The 15,315-nt window shown below is 69.9% G+C and carries 14 protein-coding genes; 11 read left to right on the top strand and 3 right to left on the bottom strand.

The window, feature by feature from the left end; all coding sequences use genetic code 11:
* The first annotated feature begins 94 nt into the window (after nt 1-94).
* The 7 genes from rsmD (at nt 95) to mutM (ending at nt 5,330) form a co-directional block, all read left to right on the top strand.
* A complete protein-coding gene (rsmD, locus tag GUY60_RS20965) occupies nt 95-685 on the top strand; it encodes a 16S rRNA (guanine(966)-N(2))-methyltransferase RsmD (RefSeq protein WP_161700105.1) in 591 nt (196 codons plus the stop codon).
* Nucleotides 686-729: 44 nt separating this feature from the next.
* Entirely contained in the window at nt 730-1,221 is a 492-nt protein-coding gene (gene coaD / locus GUY60_RS20960; protein WP_187370089.1) for a pantetheine-phosphate adenylyltransferase, read from the top strand.
* A 106-nt stretch (nt 1,222-1,327) separates the two neighbouring features.
* Nucleotides 1,328-2,536 (top strand): F0F1 ATP synthase subunit B family protein, encoded by a 1,209-nt coding sequence (locus tag GUY60_RS20955; RefSeq protein WP_161700112.1) that lies wholly within the window; start codon nt 1,328-1,330, stop codon nt 2,534-2,536.
* A 174-nt stretch (nt 2,537-2,710) separates the two neighbouring features.
* Nucleotides 2,711-3,364 carry a YceD family protein gene (locus tag GUY60_RS20950; protein ID WP_161700110.1) on the top strand — a complete coding sequence of 218 codons (654 nt, stop codon included), beginning with the start codon at nt 2,711-2,713 and terminating at the stop codon, nt 3,362-3,364.
* Nucleotides 3,365-3,366: 2 nt separating this feature from the next.
* Nucleotides 3,367-3,540, top strand: coding sequence for a 50S ribosomal protein L32 (gene rpmF / locus GUY60_RS20945; RefSeq protein ID WP_030361955.1), 174 nt, complete (start codon nt 3,367-3,369; stop codon nt 3,538-3,540).
* 19 nt (nt 3,541-3,559) lie between these two features.
* Nucleotides 3,560-4,360 (top strand): ribonuclease III, encoded by an 801-nt coding sequence (rnc, locus tag GUY60_RS20940; RefSeq protein WP_161700101.1) that lies wholly within the window; start codon nt 3,560-3,562, stop codon nt 4,358-4,360.
* 109 nt (nt 4,361-4,469) lie between these two features.
* Nucleotides 4,470-5,330 (top strand): bifunctional DNA-formamidopyrimidine glycosylase/DNA-(apurinic or apyrimidinic site) lyase, encoded by an 861-nt coding sequence (gene mutM / locus GUY60_RS20935; protein ID WP_161700099.1) that lies wholly within the window; start codon nt 4,470-4,472, stop codon nt 5,328-5,330.
* On the opposite strand, the gene GUY60_RS20930 is transcribed toward mutM, so the two are convergent.
* The gene (locus tag GUY60_RS20930; protein ID WP_161700097.1) at nt 5,327-6,220 is read right to left on the bottom strand and encodes a CAP domain-containing protein; all 894 of its coding nucleotides are present in this window, start codon (nt 6,218-6,220) and stop codon (nt 5,327-5,329) included. The genes mutM and GUY60_RS20930 overlap by 4 nt on opposite strands.
* Before the next feature lie 131 nt (nt 6,221-6,351).
* Between GUY60_RS20930 and GUY60_RS20925 the strand changes: the two genes are divergently transcribed.
* From GUY60_RS20925 to GUY60_RS20910, 4 genes are all read left to right on the top strand, one after another.
* A complete protein-coding gene (locus GUY60_RS20925) occupies nt 6,352-6,633 on the top strand; it encodes an acylphosphatase (RefSeq protein ID WP_161700095.1) in 282 nt (93 codons plus the stop codon).
* 379 nt (nt 6,634-7,012) lie between these two features.
* Nucleotides 7,013-7,225: a hypothetical protein gene (locus GUY60_RS20920; protein WP_161700093.1), complete on the top strand. Its 213-nt coding sequence runs from the start codon at nt 7,013-7,015 to the stop codon at nt 7,223-7,225.
* A gap of 297 nt (nt 7,226-7,522) precedes the next feature.
* The gene (gene smc, locus GUY60_RS20915) at nt 7,523-11,074 is read left to right on the top strand and encodes a chromosome segregation protein SMC (RefSeq protein ID WP_161700091.1); all 3,552 of its coding nucleotides are present in this window, start codon (nt 7,523-7,525) and stop codon (nt 11,072-11,074) included.
* A gap of 236 nt (nt 11,075-11,310) precedes the next feature.
* Nucleotides 11,311-12,732 (top strand): sugar porter family MFS transporter, encoded by a 1,422-nt coding sequence (locus GUY60_RS20910; protein ID WP_161700089.1) that lies wholly within the window; start codon nt 11,311-11,313, stop codon nt 12,730-12,732.
* Between the two features lie 40 nt (nt 12,733-12,772).
* Here the strand turns inward: GUY60_RS20910 and GUY60_RS20905 are convergent, their stop codons facing one another.
* Complete coding sequence (locus GUY60_RS20905; protein WP_161700087.1) at nt 12,773-13,756, bottom strand: LLM class flavin-dependent oxidoreductase; 984 nt, start codon at nt 13,754-13,756, stop codon at nt 12,773-12,775.
* A 125-nt stretch (nt 13,757-13,881) separates the two neighbouring features.
* Complete coding sequence (locus tag GUY60_RS20900) at nt 13,882-15,288, bottom strand: cytosine permease (protein ID WP_161700108.1); 1,407 nt, start codon at nt 15,286-15,288, stop codon at nt 13,882-13,884.
* Nucleotides 15,289-15,315 lie beyond the last annotated feature (27 nt).

Here is a 15,315-nt window from a genome sequence, read left to right as displayed (position 1 = left end):
GCCCCCGAAGGCGCCCCCACCCGGCCCGGAGGGACCGCGTACCGCGCACGCCATATCGTTGGGTGACCGCACCCCTCACCCCCGAAGGACGCAGATGACCCGCGTGATCGCCGGCCGTGCCGGTGGACGCCGACTGGCCGTACCACCGGGGAACGGCACACGGCCCACCTCCGATCGCGCGCGCGAGGCCCTGTTCTCCACCTGGCAGTCACTCCTCGGCGGCCCCCTCGAAGGCGACCGCGTCCTCGACCTGTACGCGGGCTCCGGCGCCGTAGGCCTCGAAGCGCTCTCGCGCGGCGCGGGCCACGCGCTCCTGGTCGAGGCCGACGCCAGGGCGGTCCGCACCATCAGGGAGAACGTGAGCGCGCTCGGCCTGCCCGGCGCCGAGGTCCGGGCCGGCAAGGCGGCGGCGATCATCGCGGGAGCGGCCCCGCAGGACCCGTACGACCTGGTGTTTCTCGATCCGCCGTACGCCGTGGGCGACGACGATCTTCGGGAGATCCTGCTCACACTCCGCGCCCAGGGCTGGCTCGCTGAGCAAGCGCTCGTCACCGTGGAGCGCAGCACCAGAGGCGGAGAATTCGGCTGGCCGGCCGGCTTCGAGGGACTCAGGTCCCGGCGGTACGGCGAGGGCACGTTTTGGTACGGTCGCGCCGCCTCGACCAGCGAGGAGTCGTCCCGATGACCGTGCAGACCGCACCGTCAGGTCCCGAGAGCGAGGGAAACAAGTTGCGCCGCGCCGTCTGTCCGGGGTCGTTCGACCCCATCACCAACGGACACCTCGACATCATCGCCCGCGCCTCCAAGCTCTACGACGTCGTCCACGTCGCGGTGATGATCAACCAGTCCAAGAAGGGCCTCTTCGAGATCGAGGAGCGGATCGAGCTGATCCGCCAGGTCACCGCCGACTTCGGCAACGTCGAGGTGGAGGCCTTCCACGGCCTGCTCGTCGACTTCTGCAAGCAGCGCGACATCCCCGCCATCGTGAAGGGCCTGCGTGCCGTCAGCGACTTCGACTACGAGCTGCAGATGGCCCAGATGAACATCGGTCTCTCGGGAGTCGAGACCCTCTTCGTACCGACCAATCCCACCTACAGCTTCCTCTCCTCCTCCCTGGTGAAGGAGGTGGCGGCCTGGGGCGGCGACGTCTCGCACCTCGTACCGCCGCTGGTGCACACCAAGCTGACCGAGCGCCTCGCCGGAGGCCGTCCGGCGAGCTGACGGTCCGTCAGTCGGTGTCGGTGGGACGGCCGCTGCCCTTACAGTCGCCTTGTCCGACTCCCAACCGGGCAGAGACACCTACCAGGCAGAGAGTGGCGAGCACACGGTGGACGTGCAGAAGAAACTGGACGAGATCGTCGAAGCGATCACGGGCGCCAGGTCCATGCCGATGTCGGCCTCGTGCGTGATCAACCGCGCCGAACTGCTCGCGCAGCTCGAAGAGGTGCGCCAAGCCCTGCCCGGCTCCCTCGCTCAGGCGCAGCAGGTCATCGGCGGCAGCGAGCAGCTGGTCGAGCAGGCCCGGCAGGAGGCGGAGCGGATCATCGACTCGGCCCGTGTCGAGCGCGGCTCGCTCGTCTCCGACACCGCGGTCGCCCGCCAGTCCCAGGACGAGGCCGACCGCATCCGCGCCCAGGCCCGCGAGGAGGCGGAGGAGGTCCGCCAGGAGGCCGACGAGTACGTCGACTCCAAGCTCGCCAACTTCGAGGTCGTCCTCACCAAGACCCTCGGCTCGGTCGGCCGCGGCCGCGAGAAGCTCCTCGGTACGGGCCAGGGCCTGGACGCCCAGGGGTACGAGGACCCGGACTTCACCGAGGCCCCCGAGCGCAGCCACGACCCGGAGACCCTGCGCCGCCGTGCCGACGAGTACGTGGACGTGAAGCTCGGCGCCTTCGAGGCCGTCCTCTCCAAGACGCTCGACGCGGTCGGCCGCGGCCGCCAGAAGCTCCACGGCCGGATCGCGACCGACGACCTGGGCCAGCTCGGCGGGGTCGACGACCAGGGCCACGCGCAGCTCGCGAGCGACGCCGACTTCCTCGCCGACCTGGCCGAGCCCCAGCAGCAGACGCAGCAGCAGGCGCCCCAGCAGGCACCTCAGCCGCAGATGCCGCAGCAGGTCCCGCAGCTCCAGATGCAGCCCCAGCCGGACCACCTTCAGCAGCCGCCCCAGCAGATCCAGCCGCCCCAGCCGCCGCCCCCGCTCGCGGCCCCGATCCCCGCGCAGCAGCAGTACGCCCCGCAGGACCCGTACGGCTACCAGCAGCAGGACCCGTACGCGTACCAGCAGCCGCAGCAGGTCCCGCAGGAGTACGCGCAGCAGGACCCGTACGTGTATCAGCAGCAGGATCCGTACGGCTACCAGCAGCAGAACCAGCACCAGGGGTACGGGCAGCAGGGGCAGGGCTTCTATACCGGTGGGCCGGAGCAGCAGGAGCAGGCGCCGGCCGCGCTGGACGAGACCAGCCTCTTCGACACGAGCATGATCAGCGTCGACCAGCTGCGTCAGTACGAACAGGAGCGCGGACAGGGGCAGTGAACGCCTCTGGCCAGGGGCGGGAGACCGGATTGGGCCGATGGGGAAAGGTCCAGTATCCTGACTGTTCGGTCGCGCGTGCGCTGTGACGTGTTCGCAGACGCCGAGACCAATGACTGTCCGCTCAAAGCGGGTTCAGTCTCCCCAAGACTTCGATGATCGAAAGCAGGAACTGCCCTGAACGCCCGCCTCGACCACCGCAACCCCCTCGTGTTCGATACGCACGAGCTGGGTCGGCGTCCTGGTGCGCTTCAGCGGCTCACCCGCACGATCGACGCACCCTCCGGAGACGAACTCTTCGGGATCAAGGGAGTCATCGGAGTGCCCGACGGCGCCCCGGTCGCCCTTGAGCTGCGGCTCGAGTCCGTCATGGACGGGGTGCTTGTCACAGGCACCGCCCGTGCACGGGTCGAGGGGGAGTGCGTAAGGTGTCTGGAGCCGCTGGAGCGAGAGCTCGAAGCGGACTTCCAGGAAATGTTCACGTACCCCGACGCCGATGACCGTGGCCGCAGCAAGCAGGCGGAACCGGCCGACGACGCCGAGGACGAGGACGTGACCCCCCTCGAGGACGGACTTTTCGACCTCGAACCCGTGCTGCGTGATGCGGTGGTGCTCGCACTGCCGATGCAGCCGGTGTGCCAGGACGACTGTCCGGGCCTGTGTTCCGAATGTGGAGCGCGGCTCGCGGACGACCCGGACCACCACCATGACGCCGTCGACATTCGTTGGGCGGCACTGCAGGGACTCGCTGGTTCGCTCCAGGACGGCGAGAAGGACGAGATGAGCGGCGCCGATGCGCAAGCGGGCGTCGACGAGAAGCAGGAGAAGTAGCCGTGGCTGTTCCGAAGCGGAAGATGTCGCGCAGCAACACGCGCCACCGCCGGTCGCAGTGGAAGGCTGCGGTCCCCACCCTGGTTTCGTGTGAGCGTTGCCAGGAGCCCAAGCTGCAGCACATCGCGTGCCCCGCTTGTGGCACCTACAACAAGCGCCAGGTCCTCGAGGTCTGAGCGGCTGGTGAGAGGCACGATGTCTGACGCCAAGGCGGAAAACGCCAAGAAGCAGGCGGAGAACACGGCCTCGTCCCACACGCTTCTGGAAGGGCGGCTCGGGTACAAACTCGAGTCCGCCCTTCTGGTGCGTGCGCTGACCCACCGTTCGTACGCGTACGAGAACGGCGGTCTGCCGACCAATGAACGGCTCGAGTTCCTCGGGGACTCGGTGCTCGGTCTGGTCGTCACGGACACGCTGTACACCACCCACCCCGACCTGCCCGAAGGCCAACTGGCCAAGTTGCGGGCCGCGGTGGTCAATTCGCGTGCGCTGGCGGAGGTGGGCCGCGGGCTCGACCTCGGTGCCTTCATCCGGCTCGGCCGGGGTGAAGAAGGCACAGGCGGGCGGGACAAGGCATCCATCCTTGCCGACACCCTCGAAGCGGTGATCGGCGCGGTCTATCTCGACCAGGGTCTGGACGCGGCTTCCAAGCTGATCCACCGGCTCTTCGACCCACTGATCGAGAAGTCCTCCAACCTCGGTGCCGGCCTGGACTGGAAGACCAGCCTCCAGGAGCTCACCGCGACCGAAGGGCTCGGCGTTCCCGAGTACCTGGTCTCGGAGACCGGACCCGACCACGAAAAGACCTTCACCGCTGCTGCCCGCGTCGGAGGCGTCTCGTACGGCACCGGCACCGGCCGCAGCAAGAAGGAAGCGGAGCAGCAGGCCGCCGAATCCGCATGGCGGGCCATTCAGGCCGCAGCGGACGAGCGCGCCAAGGCCGCCGAGACCGAAGGGGCGACCGCCGAGGCCGCCCCCGACACGGCAACGGCCTGACCCCGCCGCCTTCCGAAGGCAAGAGCAGCAAGCAGTACGACGGCCCGGCCCGCCCCGACGCGGGGCGGGCCGTCGCCTTTGCATCCACGCACCTACCGGGGGAGGACCCGTGCCCGAACTGCCCGAGGTCGAAGTGGTCCGTCGCGGCCTTGAGCGCTGGGTCACCGGACGCGTCGTCGACGAGGTCGAGGTGCTGCACCCGCGGGCCGTGCGCCGGCACCTCGCCGGTGGCCCCGACTTCGCGGCCCGGCTAGAAGGGCACCGGCTCGGGCTCGCCCGGCGGCGCGGCAAGTACCTGTGGCTGCCGCTCGCCGACGCTCCGAACGCGATCCTGGCCCACCTCGGGATGAGCGGCCAGCTCCTGGTGCAGCCCCAGGACGCACCGGACGAGAAGCACCTGCGTATCCGCGTCCGCTTCGATGACGACCAGGGGACCGAGCTGCGTTTCGTCGACCAGCGGACCTTCGGCGGGCTCTCGCTGCACGACGTCACGCCCGACGGGCTGCCCGATGTCATCGCGCACATCGCCCGCGACCCGCTCGACCCGGCCTTCGACGAGGACGCCTTCCACCAGGGGCTGCGCCGCAGCCGGAGCACCATCAAGCGGGCGCTGCTCAACCAGTCGCTGATCAGCGGGGTCGGCAACATCTACGCGGACGAGGCGCTGTGGCGGGCCAAGCTGCACTACGAGCGCCCCACCGCCACCTTCACACGCCCTCGTACCGCCGAACTCGTCGGCCACGTACGGGATGTCATGAACGCCGCGCTCGCCGTGGGCGGCACCAGTTTCGACAGTCTGTACGTGAACGTGAACGGTGAGTCCGGCTACTTCGAGCGGTCGCTCGACGCGTACGGCCGGGAGGACGAGCCGTGCCGGCGCTGCGGGACCCCGATGCGGCGGCGGCCGTGGATGAACCGGTCCAGCTACTTCTGCCCGCGCTGCCAGCGGCCGCCGCGGACGGTCGGCTAGAAGCCGAAGTCCTGCGTCCACCAGGGGCCGCCGGACGCGAAGTGGGCGCCGACGCCGAGGGTCTTGTACTCGCAGTTGAGGATGTTCGCGCGGTGGCCGGGGCTGTCCATCCAGGAGTCCATGACGGACTGGGCGTTGGCCTGGCCGCGGGCGATGTTCTCGCCGCCGAGGTTCGCGACGCCCGCCTTCTCGGCACGGTCCCACGGGGTGGCGCCGTCGGGGTCGGTGTGGTCGAAGAAGCCGCGCTCGGCCATGTCCTCGCTGAAGTCGCCGGCCAGGTCCGCGAGGGCGGCGTCGGCACGCACCGGGCTGCAACCCGCCTGCGCCCGCTCCTGGTTGACGAGGGCGAGCACCTCGGCCTCGGCGGCCTGACCGGTGTCCGGGGTCTGCGGCTTCGCCGGCGCGGCGGGCTGCGACTGCGTGGGCTTCGCCGGTGCCTTCTCGGTCGGCTCGTCCTTCTGCTCCGTACCGCTGTCCGCGGAGGACTTCTGCGGGGACGGGGACTTCGACGGTTCCTTGGTCTTGGACGGGGACGGCGCGGAGGTCGACGGCTCGGGGCGCTCGGAGCCACGGCTCGCGGCGCTCTCCTCGCGGTCCGGGGACTTCGACGGCTCGCCCTGCGTCGCCAGATCGGTCGGGCTGCCCGCGGACTGCACGCGGCTGGAGTCCTGGCTGTCACCGGAGAAGGCGTCGCTGCCGGGGATCAGGCCCGAGGCGACCGCGATGGCACCCATGGCCACGGCGGCGGAGACACCGAGCAGGCCGGTACGCATCGGCACCGAGACGCGCTTGCCGCGGCGGTGCGAGTGCGTCGAGCCCACCACTGCCGGGTCCGCGGAGTGCTGATCTTCACCGGCGCCCGCGGCGCCGACGCGTCGGTGGCGTCCCATCTCCTGGCCTTCCCTGGTACCTGAGGTCGTCGTGGCTCACCCGATCGAGTGAGCTCGGCCTCCGCGACTGTACGTGAAGAGAATGTGGGGGCGAAGTGCTCCGGTAGCAATTGGCCGGTTAGCTTTCCCACATGAATGAAGAGGTACGGATGACCGCCTGGGTGCGCGGTGTAGTGCAGGGAGTGGGCTTTCGCTGGTTCACCAGGGCGAAGGCGCTGGAGATCGGCGGACTCGTGGGTTTCGCCTCGAATCTGGCCGACGGCCGGGTCCAGGTCGTCGCCGAGGGGACCCGTATCGGCTGCGACTCCTTGTTGACGTGGCTGCGCGAGGGCGACACACCCGGCAGGGTCGACGGTGTCACTGAGATCTGGGACACCCCGCGCGGTATCTACGAGAGCTTCGCGATCCGGTGAGACGAGTGGCTGTCGGCGGGCCCGCGGGACCGCCGACAGACGCACCTGGCAAAGTCGCGGGACGGAAACGACCTGGTGGTTGCCAATAAAGGGTTGTCGTGCCAGGCTGCGCAAGGAAGGATGATCTCCACGCCCCCAGGGCCCTGAAGGAGTGCAGCGCCGCCGGTTCTCAGGCCGCGCGCCCCCGGGTCGCCCGCCAATACGGGGCGTGATCGTGTTGACCGTCAAACTTTTTGGTGAGACTCTGGAAGTCCCCGCGCACCCTAGCTGTTTGGCATGTGGGAACGGCAGAAACACCAAGCATTGCCATTCACCGCGGGTGCTTCCCTCACGACCCACACCGCTTCGGTCGGTCACTCAGTGTGGAGGACCATCCATCATGGCAAAGGCGCTTCTCGGTTACGTCGGCGGTTCCGACCCGCGACTCCTCGCCGAGATGCGACGGCTCCAGCAGCGCGTCCAGGACCTGGAATCCGAGCTTGTACGGATCCAGGCCGAAAATGACGCGCTGGCTACCGCTGCCGCTTCTCACGAAGGCGACTCGTTTCTGGAGAGCATCGACGTACCCCAGGCGGAGCCTGCGCTGACCTGAGCCGCTGCCTTGTGAGGCATCGCTCGGGGCTGCCTGTCAGCCGCTTGAAGATCTGCTCGAAGATCTGCAAGGGACGCTTCGGCGTCCCTTCTTTCTTTTCGTGCCCCCGTCGGCTCGCGTCGCCCCCCGCTTCTCCTCCCGCCCTGACCGTCGGCTCGTGCCGCTCATGTCCCGGTCGGGAAAGCTTCCTCAACGTCTGGTGTGCCCTGCACCTTCCCCGGTGAAACCGCGCGTTCACGCTCTGAGACGCGGCGGTTCATGGAGCCGGGGCGAACCCGAAAGGTAGAGTCCGGCGGCGTGCACCTCAAGGCCCTGACCCTGCGCGGGTTCAAATCCTTCGCCTCGGCGACCACGCTGCGCTTCGAGCCGGGCATCACGTGTGTGGTCGGGCCCAATGGTTCCGGCAAGTCGAATGTGGTGGACGCACTCAGCTGGGTCATGGGTGAGCAGGGCGCCAAGTCGCTGCGCGGCGGCAAGATGGAGGACGTCATCTTCGCCGGCACCACCGGGCGGCCGCCGCTCGGGCGGGCCGAGGTGTCGCTGACCATCGACAACTCCGACGGTGTGCTGCCCATCGAGTACGCCGAGGTCACCATCACGCGGATCATGTTCCGCAACGGCGGCAGCGAGTACCAGATCAACGGCGACACGTGCCGACTCCTCGATATCCAGGAGCTGTTGTCCGACTCCGGTATCGGGCGCGAGATGCATGTGATCGTCGGGCAGGGGCAGCTCGACTCCGTGCTTCACGCCGACCCGATGGGGCGCCGCGCCTTCATCGAGGAGGCGGCGGGTGTGCTCAAGCACCGCAAGCGCAAGGAGAAGGCGCTGCGGAAGCTGGACGCGATGCAGGCCAACCTCGCCCGCGTCCAGGACCTCACCGATGAACTGCGGCGGCAGCTCAAGCCACTCGGTCGGCAGGCCGCCGTGGCGCGACGGGCCGCGGTCATCCAGGCCGACCTGCGCGACGCCCGCCTCCGCCTGCTCGCCGACGACCTGGTCGGGCTGCGGGAGGCGCTGCGTACCGAGGTCGCCGACGAGGCCGAGCTGAAGCGGCGCAAGGAGGACGCCGAGGCGCGGCTCAAGGCGGCGCTCGCGCGGGAGGCGGAGCTCGAGGGGGAGGTGCGCCGGCTCGCGCCGCGGCTTCAGCGGGCGCAGCAGACCTGGTACGAGCTGTCGCAGCTGGCCGAGCGGGTGCGCGGGACCGTGTCGTTGGCCGAGGCCCGGGTGAAGAGTGCGCACTCGGCGCCCGCGGAGGAGCGGCGTGGCCGTGAGCCCGAGGACATGGAGCGCGAGGCGGCCCGGATCCGGGAGCAGGAGGCCGAGTTGGAGGCCGCGCTCGAAGCGGCCGAGCGGGCTCTCGAGGACACGGTCGCCCACCGGGCCGATCTGGAACGGGAGTTGGCGAGCGAGGAGCGGCGGCTCAAGGACGTGGCGCGGGCCATCGCGGACCGGCGCGAAGGGCTTGCCCGGCTCGCCGGTCAGGTCAACGCGGCCCGCAGCAGGGCCGCTTCGGCGCAGGCCGAGATCGACCGGCTCGCCGAGTCCCGGGACGCGGCGCAGGAGCGTGCCGTCGCCGCGCAGGAAGAGTACGAGCAGCTGAAGGCCGAGGTCGACGGGCTCGACGCCGACGACACCGAGCTCGGCGAGCGGCACGATGCGGCCAAGCGCGAACTCGCTGACGCCGAGGCCGAGTTGACCGCGGCGCGTGAGGCGGCCACGGCGGCGGAGCGCAGGCGCGCGGCGACCGCGGCCCGGCGCGAGGCGCTGGCGCTCGGGCTTCGCCGCAAGGACGGTACGGGGGCACTGCTCGCCGCGAAGGAACGGCTGACCGGGCTGCTCGGTCCGGCCTCCGAACTGCTCACCGTGGCCCCGGGGTTCGAGGTGCCGGTGGCGGCCGCGCTCGGGGCGGCGGCCGACGCGGTCGCCGTGACGACCCCGGCGACGGCGGCGGAGGCGATCCGGTTGCTGCGCAAGCAGGACGCGGGGCGCGCGGCCATACTGCTCGGCGGCGGCCCCGACGACGTACCGGCAAAGCGGGCTGACGGGGTGTCGTTCGCGGCTGAACTGGTGCGCGGGCCCGAGGAGTTGATGACCGCGGTGCGGCGGTTGCTGCGTGGGGTCGTCGTGGTCGGCACGCTGGAGGACGCGGAGGATCTGGTCTACGCGCGTCCGGAGCTGACGGCGGTGACGGCCGAGGGTGACCTGCTCGGGGCGCACTTCGCGCAGGGCGGGTCGGCCGGGGCGCCGAGCCTGATCGAGGTGCAGGCGTCGGTGGACGAGGCCGAGGCCGAGCTGGCGGAGCTCGGGGTGCGGTGCGAGGAGCTGGCCGGGGCGCAGCAGCGGGCGGTGGAGCGGCGGCGTACGGGTGCCGCGCTTGTCGAGGAGCTGGGGGAGCGGCGCCGGGCGGCCGACCGGGAGAAGTCGGCGGTGTCGCAGCAGTTGGGGCGGCTGGCCGGGCAGGCGCGGGGTGCGGCGGGGGAGGCCGAGCGGTCCGTGGCGGCGGCCGCACGCGCGCAGGAGTCTCTTGACCTGGCGCTCGAAGAGGTCGGGGAACTCGCCGAACGGCTCGCTGTCGCCGAGGAGTTGCCGGTGGAGGAGGAGCCGGACACCGGCGTACGGGACCGGCTCGCGGCGGACGGGGCGAACGCGCGGCAGACCGAGATGGAGGCGCGCCTGCAGGCCCGTACGCACGAGGAGCGGGTGAAGGCTCTCGCCGGACGGGCCGACGGGCTCGACCGGGCGGCGCGCGCCGAGCGGGAGGCACGCGCGCGTGCCGAGCAGCGCAGGGCCAGGCTGCGGCGGGAGGCCGCGGTCGCGGAGGCGGTCGGCTCGGGCGCCCGGCAGCTGCTCGCGCACGTCGAGGTGTCGCTCGTACGGGCCGAGCGGGAGCGGGCCGCGGCCGAGCGGGCGAAGGCGGAGCGCGAGCGGGATCTGGTGGCGGAGCGGAACGCGGGCCGTGATCTGAAGGCCGAGCTCGACAAGTTGACGGACTCGGTGCACCGGGGCGAGGTGCTCGGTGCCGAGAAGCGCATGCGGGTCGAGCAGTTGGAGGCGAAGGCGCTCGACGAGCTCGGGGTGGAGCCGGCCGGGCTCGTCGCGGACTACGGGCCCGACCAGCTCGTACCGCCGTCGCCGCCCGCGGAGGGCGAGCAGTTGCCCGAGGATCCGGAACATCCGCGGAACCGGCCACGGCCGTTCGTGCGCGGGGAGCAGGAGAAGCGGCTGAGGGCAGCCGAACGGGCGTATCAGCAGCTGGGAAAGGTCAATCCGCTCGCGCTTGAGGAGTTCGCGGCGCTGGAGGAGCGGCACAAGTTCCTCAGCGAGCAGCTGGAGGACCTGAAGAAGACCCGGGCCGACCTCCTTCAGGTCGTGAAGGAAGTGGACGAGCGGGTGGAGCAGGTCTTCACCGAGGCGTACCACGACACGGCGCGGGAGTTCGAGGGGGTCTTCTCGCGGCTGTTCCCGGGTGGTGAGGGGCGGCTGATCCTGACCGATCCGGACAACATGCTGACGACCGGTGTGGACGTCGAGGCCCGGCCGCCGGGCAAGAAGGTCAAGCGGCTCAGTCTGCTCTCGGGCGGTGAGCGGTCGCTGACGGCGGTGGCGATGCTGGTCGCGATCTTCAAGGCGCGGCCCAGCCCGTTCTATGTGATGGACGAGGTCGAGGCGGCGCTCGACGACACCAATCTGCAACGCCTTATCCGGATCATGCGGGAGCTGCAGGAGTCCTCGCAGCTCATCGTGATCACGCACCAGAAGCGCACGATGGAGGTCGCGGACGCGCTGTACGGCGTCTCGATGCAGGGCGACGGGGTCTCGAAGGTCATCGGCCAGCGGCTGAGCTGATCCGTTCCGTCCGTTCTCCTTCCGTTTCGCCCTAAGTAAGTTCAAGCGTTGAACTCTCGTGGCTTTCTGCTGCTCAAAAACTCATAGCTCTCGACCTCTTGACTTCGAAACTTGAAGGCATAGTGTCTGCAACGTTGTTTTTACCTTCAAGTGGTGAGCGGCATGAAGTTGTGCGCCACTGGAAGGTGCTTCTACCCCCACCCCCGGCGCTGTGGCCGGTGGCCCGAGGAGTACACGTGACGAGCACATCGCAGGCCCCGCAGTCGGCCAGAAGTCCCCAGCCGGACCACCTCGGCCATGTCATCTTCATTACGGCGGCGGCCGCGATGGGCGGCTTCCTCTTCGGCTACGACAGTTCCGTGATCAACGGCGCGACCGTGGCCATCCAGCAGCGGTTCGACGTGAACGCGAACATGCTCGGCTGGATCATCGCCACCGCGCTCCTCGGCTGCGCCCTCGGTGCCGCCATCGCCGGCCGGATCGCCGACCGCATCGGCCGGATCCGCTGCATGCAGATCGCCGCGGTCCTCTTCGCCGCCAGCGCCGTCGGCTCGGCGCTGCCCTTCGCCGCCTGGGACCTCACCCTGTGGCGCTTCATCGGCGGCATCGGCATCGGCATGGCCTCGGTGATCGGCCCGGCCTACATCGCCGAGGTGGCCCCGCCCGCGTACCGCGGCCGGCTCGCCTCGTTCCAGCAGGCCGCCATCGTCATCGGCATCGCCGTCTCGCAGCTGGTCAACTGGGGCATCCTCAACATGGCCGACGGCGACCAGCGCGGTGAGCTGGGCGGCCTCGAGGCCTGGCAGTGGATGCTCGGCGTGATGGTCGTCCCGGCCGTCCTGTACGGGGTGCTCTCCTTCGCGATCCCCGAGTCGCCGCGCTACCTGATCTCCGCCGGCCGGATCGCCGACGCCAAGAAGGTGCTCGTCGAGGTCGAGGGCACGGGCATCGACGTGCACGAGCGGGCCGCCGAGATCGAGGAGGGCATGCGCAAGGAGCACAAGCCGTCCTTCAAGGACCTGCTCGGCAAGGTCGGCTTCCTGCCGATCGTCTGGATCGGCATCGGCCTCTCGGTGTTCCAGCAGCTCGTCGGCATCAACGTGATCTTCTACTACTCGAACCAGCTGTGGCAGTCGATCGGGCACGACCCGACCAGCTCGTTCCTCTACTCGTTCGAGACGTCGATCGTGAACATCGTCGGTACGGTCATCGCGATGATCTTCGTCGACCGGATCGGCCGTAAGCCGCTGGCCCTGATCGGCTCCGCCGGTATGGCGATCGCCCTGTTCACCATGGCCTGGGCGTTCTCGTACCGGACCGGCTCCGGGGACAACGTCTCGCTGCCCGACACCCAGGGCATCGTCGCGATCATCGCCGCCAACGGCTTCGTGCTCTTCTTCGCGCTCTCCTGGGGCGTGGTGGTCTGGGTGCTGCTCGGCGAGATCTTCCCCGGCCGGATCCGCGCCGCCGCGCTCGGTGTGGCCGCCTCCGCCCAGTGGCTCGCCAACTTCGCGATCACCAAGACGTTCCCGAGCATGTCCGAGTGGTCGCTGACCGGCTCGTACATCATCTACGGCGCCTTCGCGGCGCTCTCCATCCCCTTCGTCCTCAAGTTCGTGCGGGAGACGAAGGGCAAGACCCTGGAGGAGATGGGCTAAACCCCCGCTGCCCCTCGCTCCAGATCGGTCGTGCCCCGGTTCAGTCCTTGAGCCGGGGCATGACCCTTTCCGCGAACAGGTGGAGGCTGCGCCAGCCCTCGTCCAGCGGCATCCCGCCGCACAGCGGATGCAGGATCAGGTTGTCGTGGCCGCCGCTCTGGCTGAGGGCCACGCACTCGTCCGGCGTGAGGATCCGGTAGACCCCCTCGGCCCGCAGCTCCGCCACGCTGTCCGCGCCGGAACGCACCGCTGAGGTGATGTCCTTCGACTGCCAGGAGGCGTACGTCCGCGCCTCGTGCAGGAAGTGCTCGCCGTACTCGGCCCAGGTGCGGTCCGGGTCCTCGGATATGTGAAGCAGCGGGGTCTCGGCGCCCGGCATCATCGTCCAGCCCTCGGTGCCGTACTCCGCCAGCTTTTCCTGGTAGTACGCGTCGAGCTCCGGCAGATGCGCGCTCGGGAAGAACGGCAGGCCGAGCCGGGCCGCGCGCCGGGCCGCCGGCTTCGACGAACCGCCCACCAGGAGCAGCGGGTTGGGCCGGGTGAACGGCCGCGGCGTGACCCGCACCGTACGGCCGCGGAACTCGAAGGGCTCCCCGGTCCACGCCTTGAGCAGCGTCTCCAGAAGCTCGTCCTGGAGGGCGCCGCGCCGCGACCAGTCGACGTCGAACGCCTCGTACTCCTCGGGCCGGTAGCCGATCCCGGCGACCGTCACCAGGCGGCCGCCGCTGAGCAGGTCGAGTGCGGCGATCTCCTCGGCAAGCCGCAGCGGGTCGTGCAGCGGGCCGATGATCGCGGAGACGGTGACGGCGATCCGCCGGGTCGCCCCGAACACCGCGCCGGCGAAGGTGAACGGCGACGACAGCCAGTTGTTGGCGGCGCCGTGGTGCTCCTCGGTCTGGATCGTGGCGAAGCCCCGGTCGTCGCAGTACGCGGCCATCTCGACGGCGGCGCGGTAGCGGGCGGCGAGCGACTCGGGGGTCGCCTCGGGATCGACGAGGTTGAAACGTACGACGGTGACGGCCATGGCAGACGACGTACCCCTTCGCCGGGAACACGGGAACTGGAAACCGCAGCCTTGCGAAGAGGGACGCTAGTTGACGGGGCGTCAGATAAATAGGGGTGTGCGTCAGCCCGTGCGGAAGCCGTGCCTCAGCGGGTGGGCTTGGTGCGCGGCAGTACCGCGTAGAGCAGTGCCGAGACCGCGATGCCGGTGAGCCAGCCGAGGCCGTGCTTGCCGATCCACGACGAGGCGAGCGGGCCCGCGAACCAGTCGACCTTGGTGAACAGCAGGCCCGTCACCAGGGCCACCGCCCACGCGGTCATGGCCTGCCAGGCGAAGCCGCCCTTGTACCAGTAGGCCGAGGTGCGCGTGGTGTCGAGCAGCGCCTGACTGTCGTAGGTCTTACGGCGCAGCATGTCGACGCCGAAGACGCCGATCCAGGCCGAGAACGCCACCGCGAGCAGTGTCAGGAACGAGATGAACGAGCCGATGAAGCTGGTCGCCACCACCATCAGGAGGACGCCGAAGACCAGGCTGATCACCGCGTTCACACTCACCGCCGCGGCGCGCGGCACCTTGATGCCGAGGGTCTGCGCGGTGAAGCCCGCGGAGTACATCGACATCGAGTTGATGAGCAGCATGCCGATCAGGGCGATCAGCAGATACGGCACCGCGATCCAGGTCGGGAGCAGCTCGCCGATGAACGCCACCGGGTCCTGCGCGCTCGCCAGGTTCGGCGTCGACACCGCCATCACGGCGCCCATCAACACCATCGGCAGCACCACGATGCCGGCGCCGCCGATCGTCGTACCGACCAGCTTCTTCGACGAGGCCGTACGCGGCAGATAGCGCGTGAAGTCCGGGCCCGACGGCACCCAGCTGATGCCGCCCGCGCCGATCACGCCGATGCCCGCGACCACCATCGCGGCCGACCCCGCAGGCTTGCCCAGGACCGCCGACCAGTCCGTCTCGGCGACCAGATAGCCGAGCACGAGCACGCTGAACGCGCCGAAGAGGTACGTCGACCACTTGCTACACACCCGCAGCGCGTTGATGCCGAGCCCGGACACCAGGAACGTGCCGGTCACGAACAGCAGCAGCGTGACCACGATCAGGACGGTGTTCGACTTCACCCCGAAAAGCAGGTCGAGCACCGTGAGGACGGCGTACGCGCCGGTGACCGCGTTGATCGTCTCCCAGCCCCAACGGGCCACCCAGATCAGCGAGCCGGGGAACAGGTTGCCCCGCTGCCCGAACACCGCCCGCGACAGCGCCATACCGGGGGAGCCGCCGCGCTTGCCCGCGATCGAGACGAGCCCCACAAGGCCGTACGAGACGACCGGCGCGACCGTCGCGACGAGCAGGACCTGCCAGATGTTGAGGCCGTTGAACACGACCAGGCCGGCGCCCATCGTGAGCAGAAGCACACTGATGTTGGCGGCGACCCAGGTCGGGAACAGCTCACGGACCTTGCCGGTGCGCTCGCTTTCGGGGACCGGCTCGAGGCCGCGGGTCTCTATCGCGCTCTCGGGCTCGGCGGCCGTGGACGGCGGCAGTACGGCCTCGGCGGGTGCGCTGGGGGA

This window comes from Streptomyces boluensis (genome assembly GCF_009908195.1).
Lineage (GTDB): Bacteria > Actinomycetota > Actinomycetes > Streptomycetales > Streptomycetaceae > Streptomyces > Streptomyces boluensis.
The sequence above is the reverse complement of the archived record's forward strand: the minus strand, read 5'-3'. Positions and strand labels throughout refer to the sequence as shown.

Coding starts and splice junctions, on each gene's coding strand:
- rsmD (WP_161700105.1), top strand. CDS start 95: ATGACCCGCGTGATCGCCGGCCGTGCCGGTGGACGCCGACTGGCCGTA.
- rnc (WP_161700101.1), top strand. CDS start 3,560: ATGTCTGACGCCAAGGCGGAAAACGCCAAGAAGCAGGCGGAGAACACG.
- GUY60_RS20930 (WP_161700097.1), bottom strand. CDS start 6,220: ATGGGACGCCACCGACGCGTCGGCGCCGCGGGCGCCGGTGAAGATCAG.
- GUY60_RS20925 (WP_161700095.1), top strand. CDS start 6,352: ATGAATGAAGAGGTACGGATGACCGCCTGGGTGCGCGGTGTAGTGCAG.
- GUY60_RS20920 (WP_161700093.1), top strand. CDS start 7,013: ATGGCAAAGGCGCTTCTCGGTTACGTCGGCGGTTCCGACCCGCGACTC.
- GUY60_RS20905 (WP_161700087.1), bottom strand. CDS start 13,756: ATGGCCGTCACCGTCGTACGTTTCAACCTCGTCGATCCCGAGGCGACC.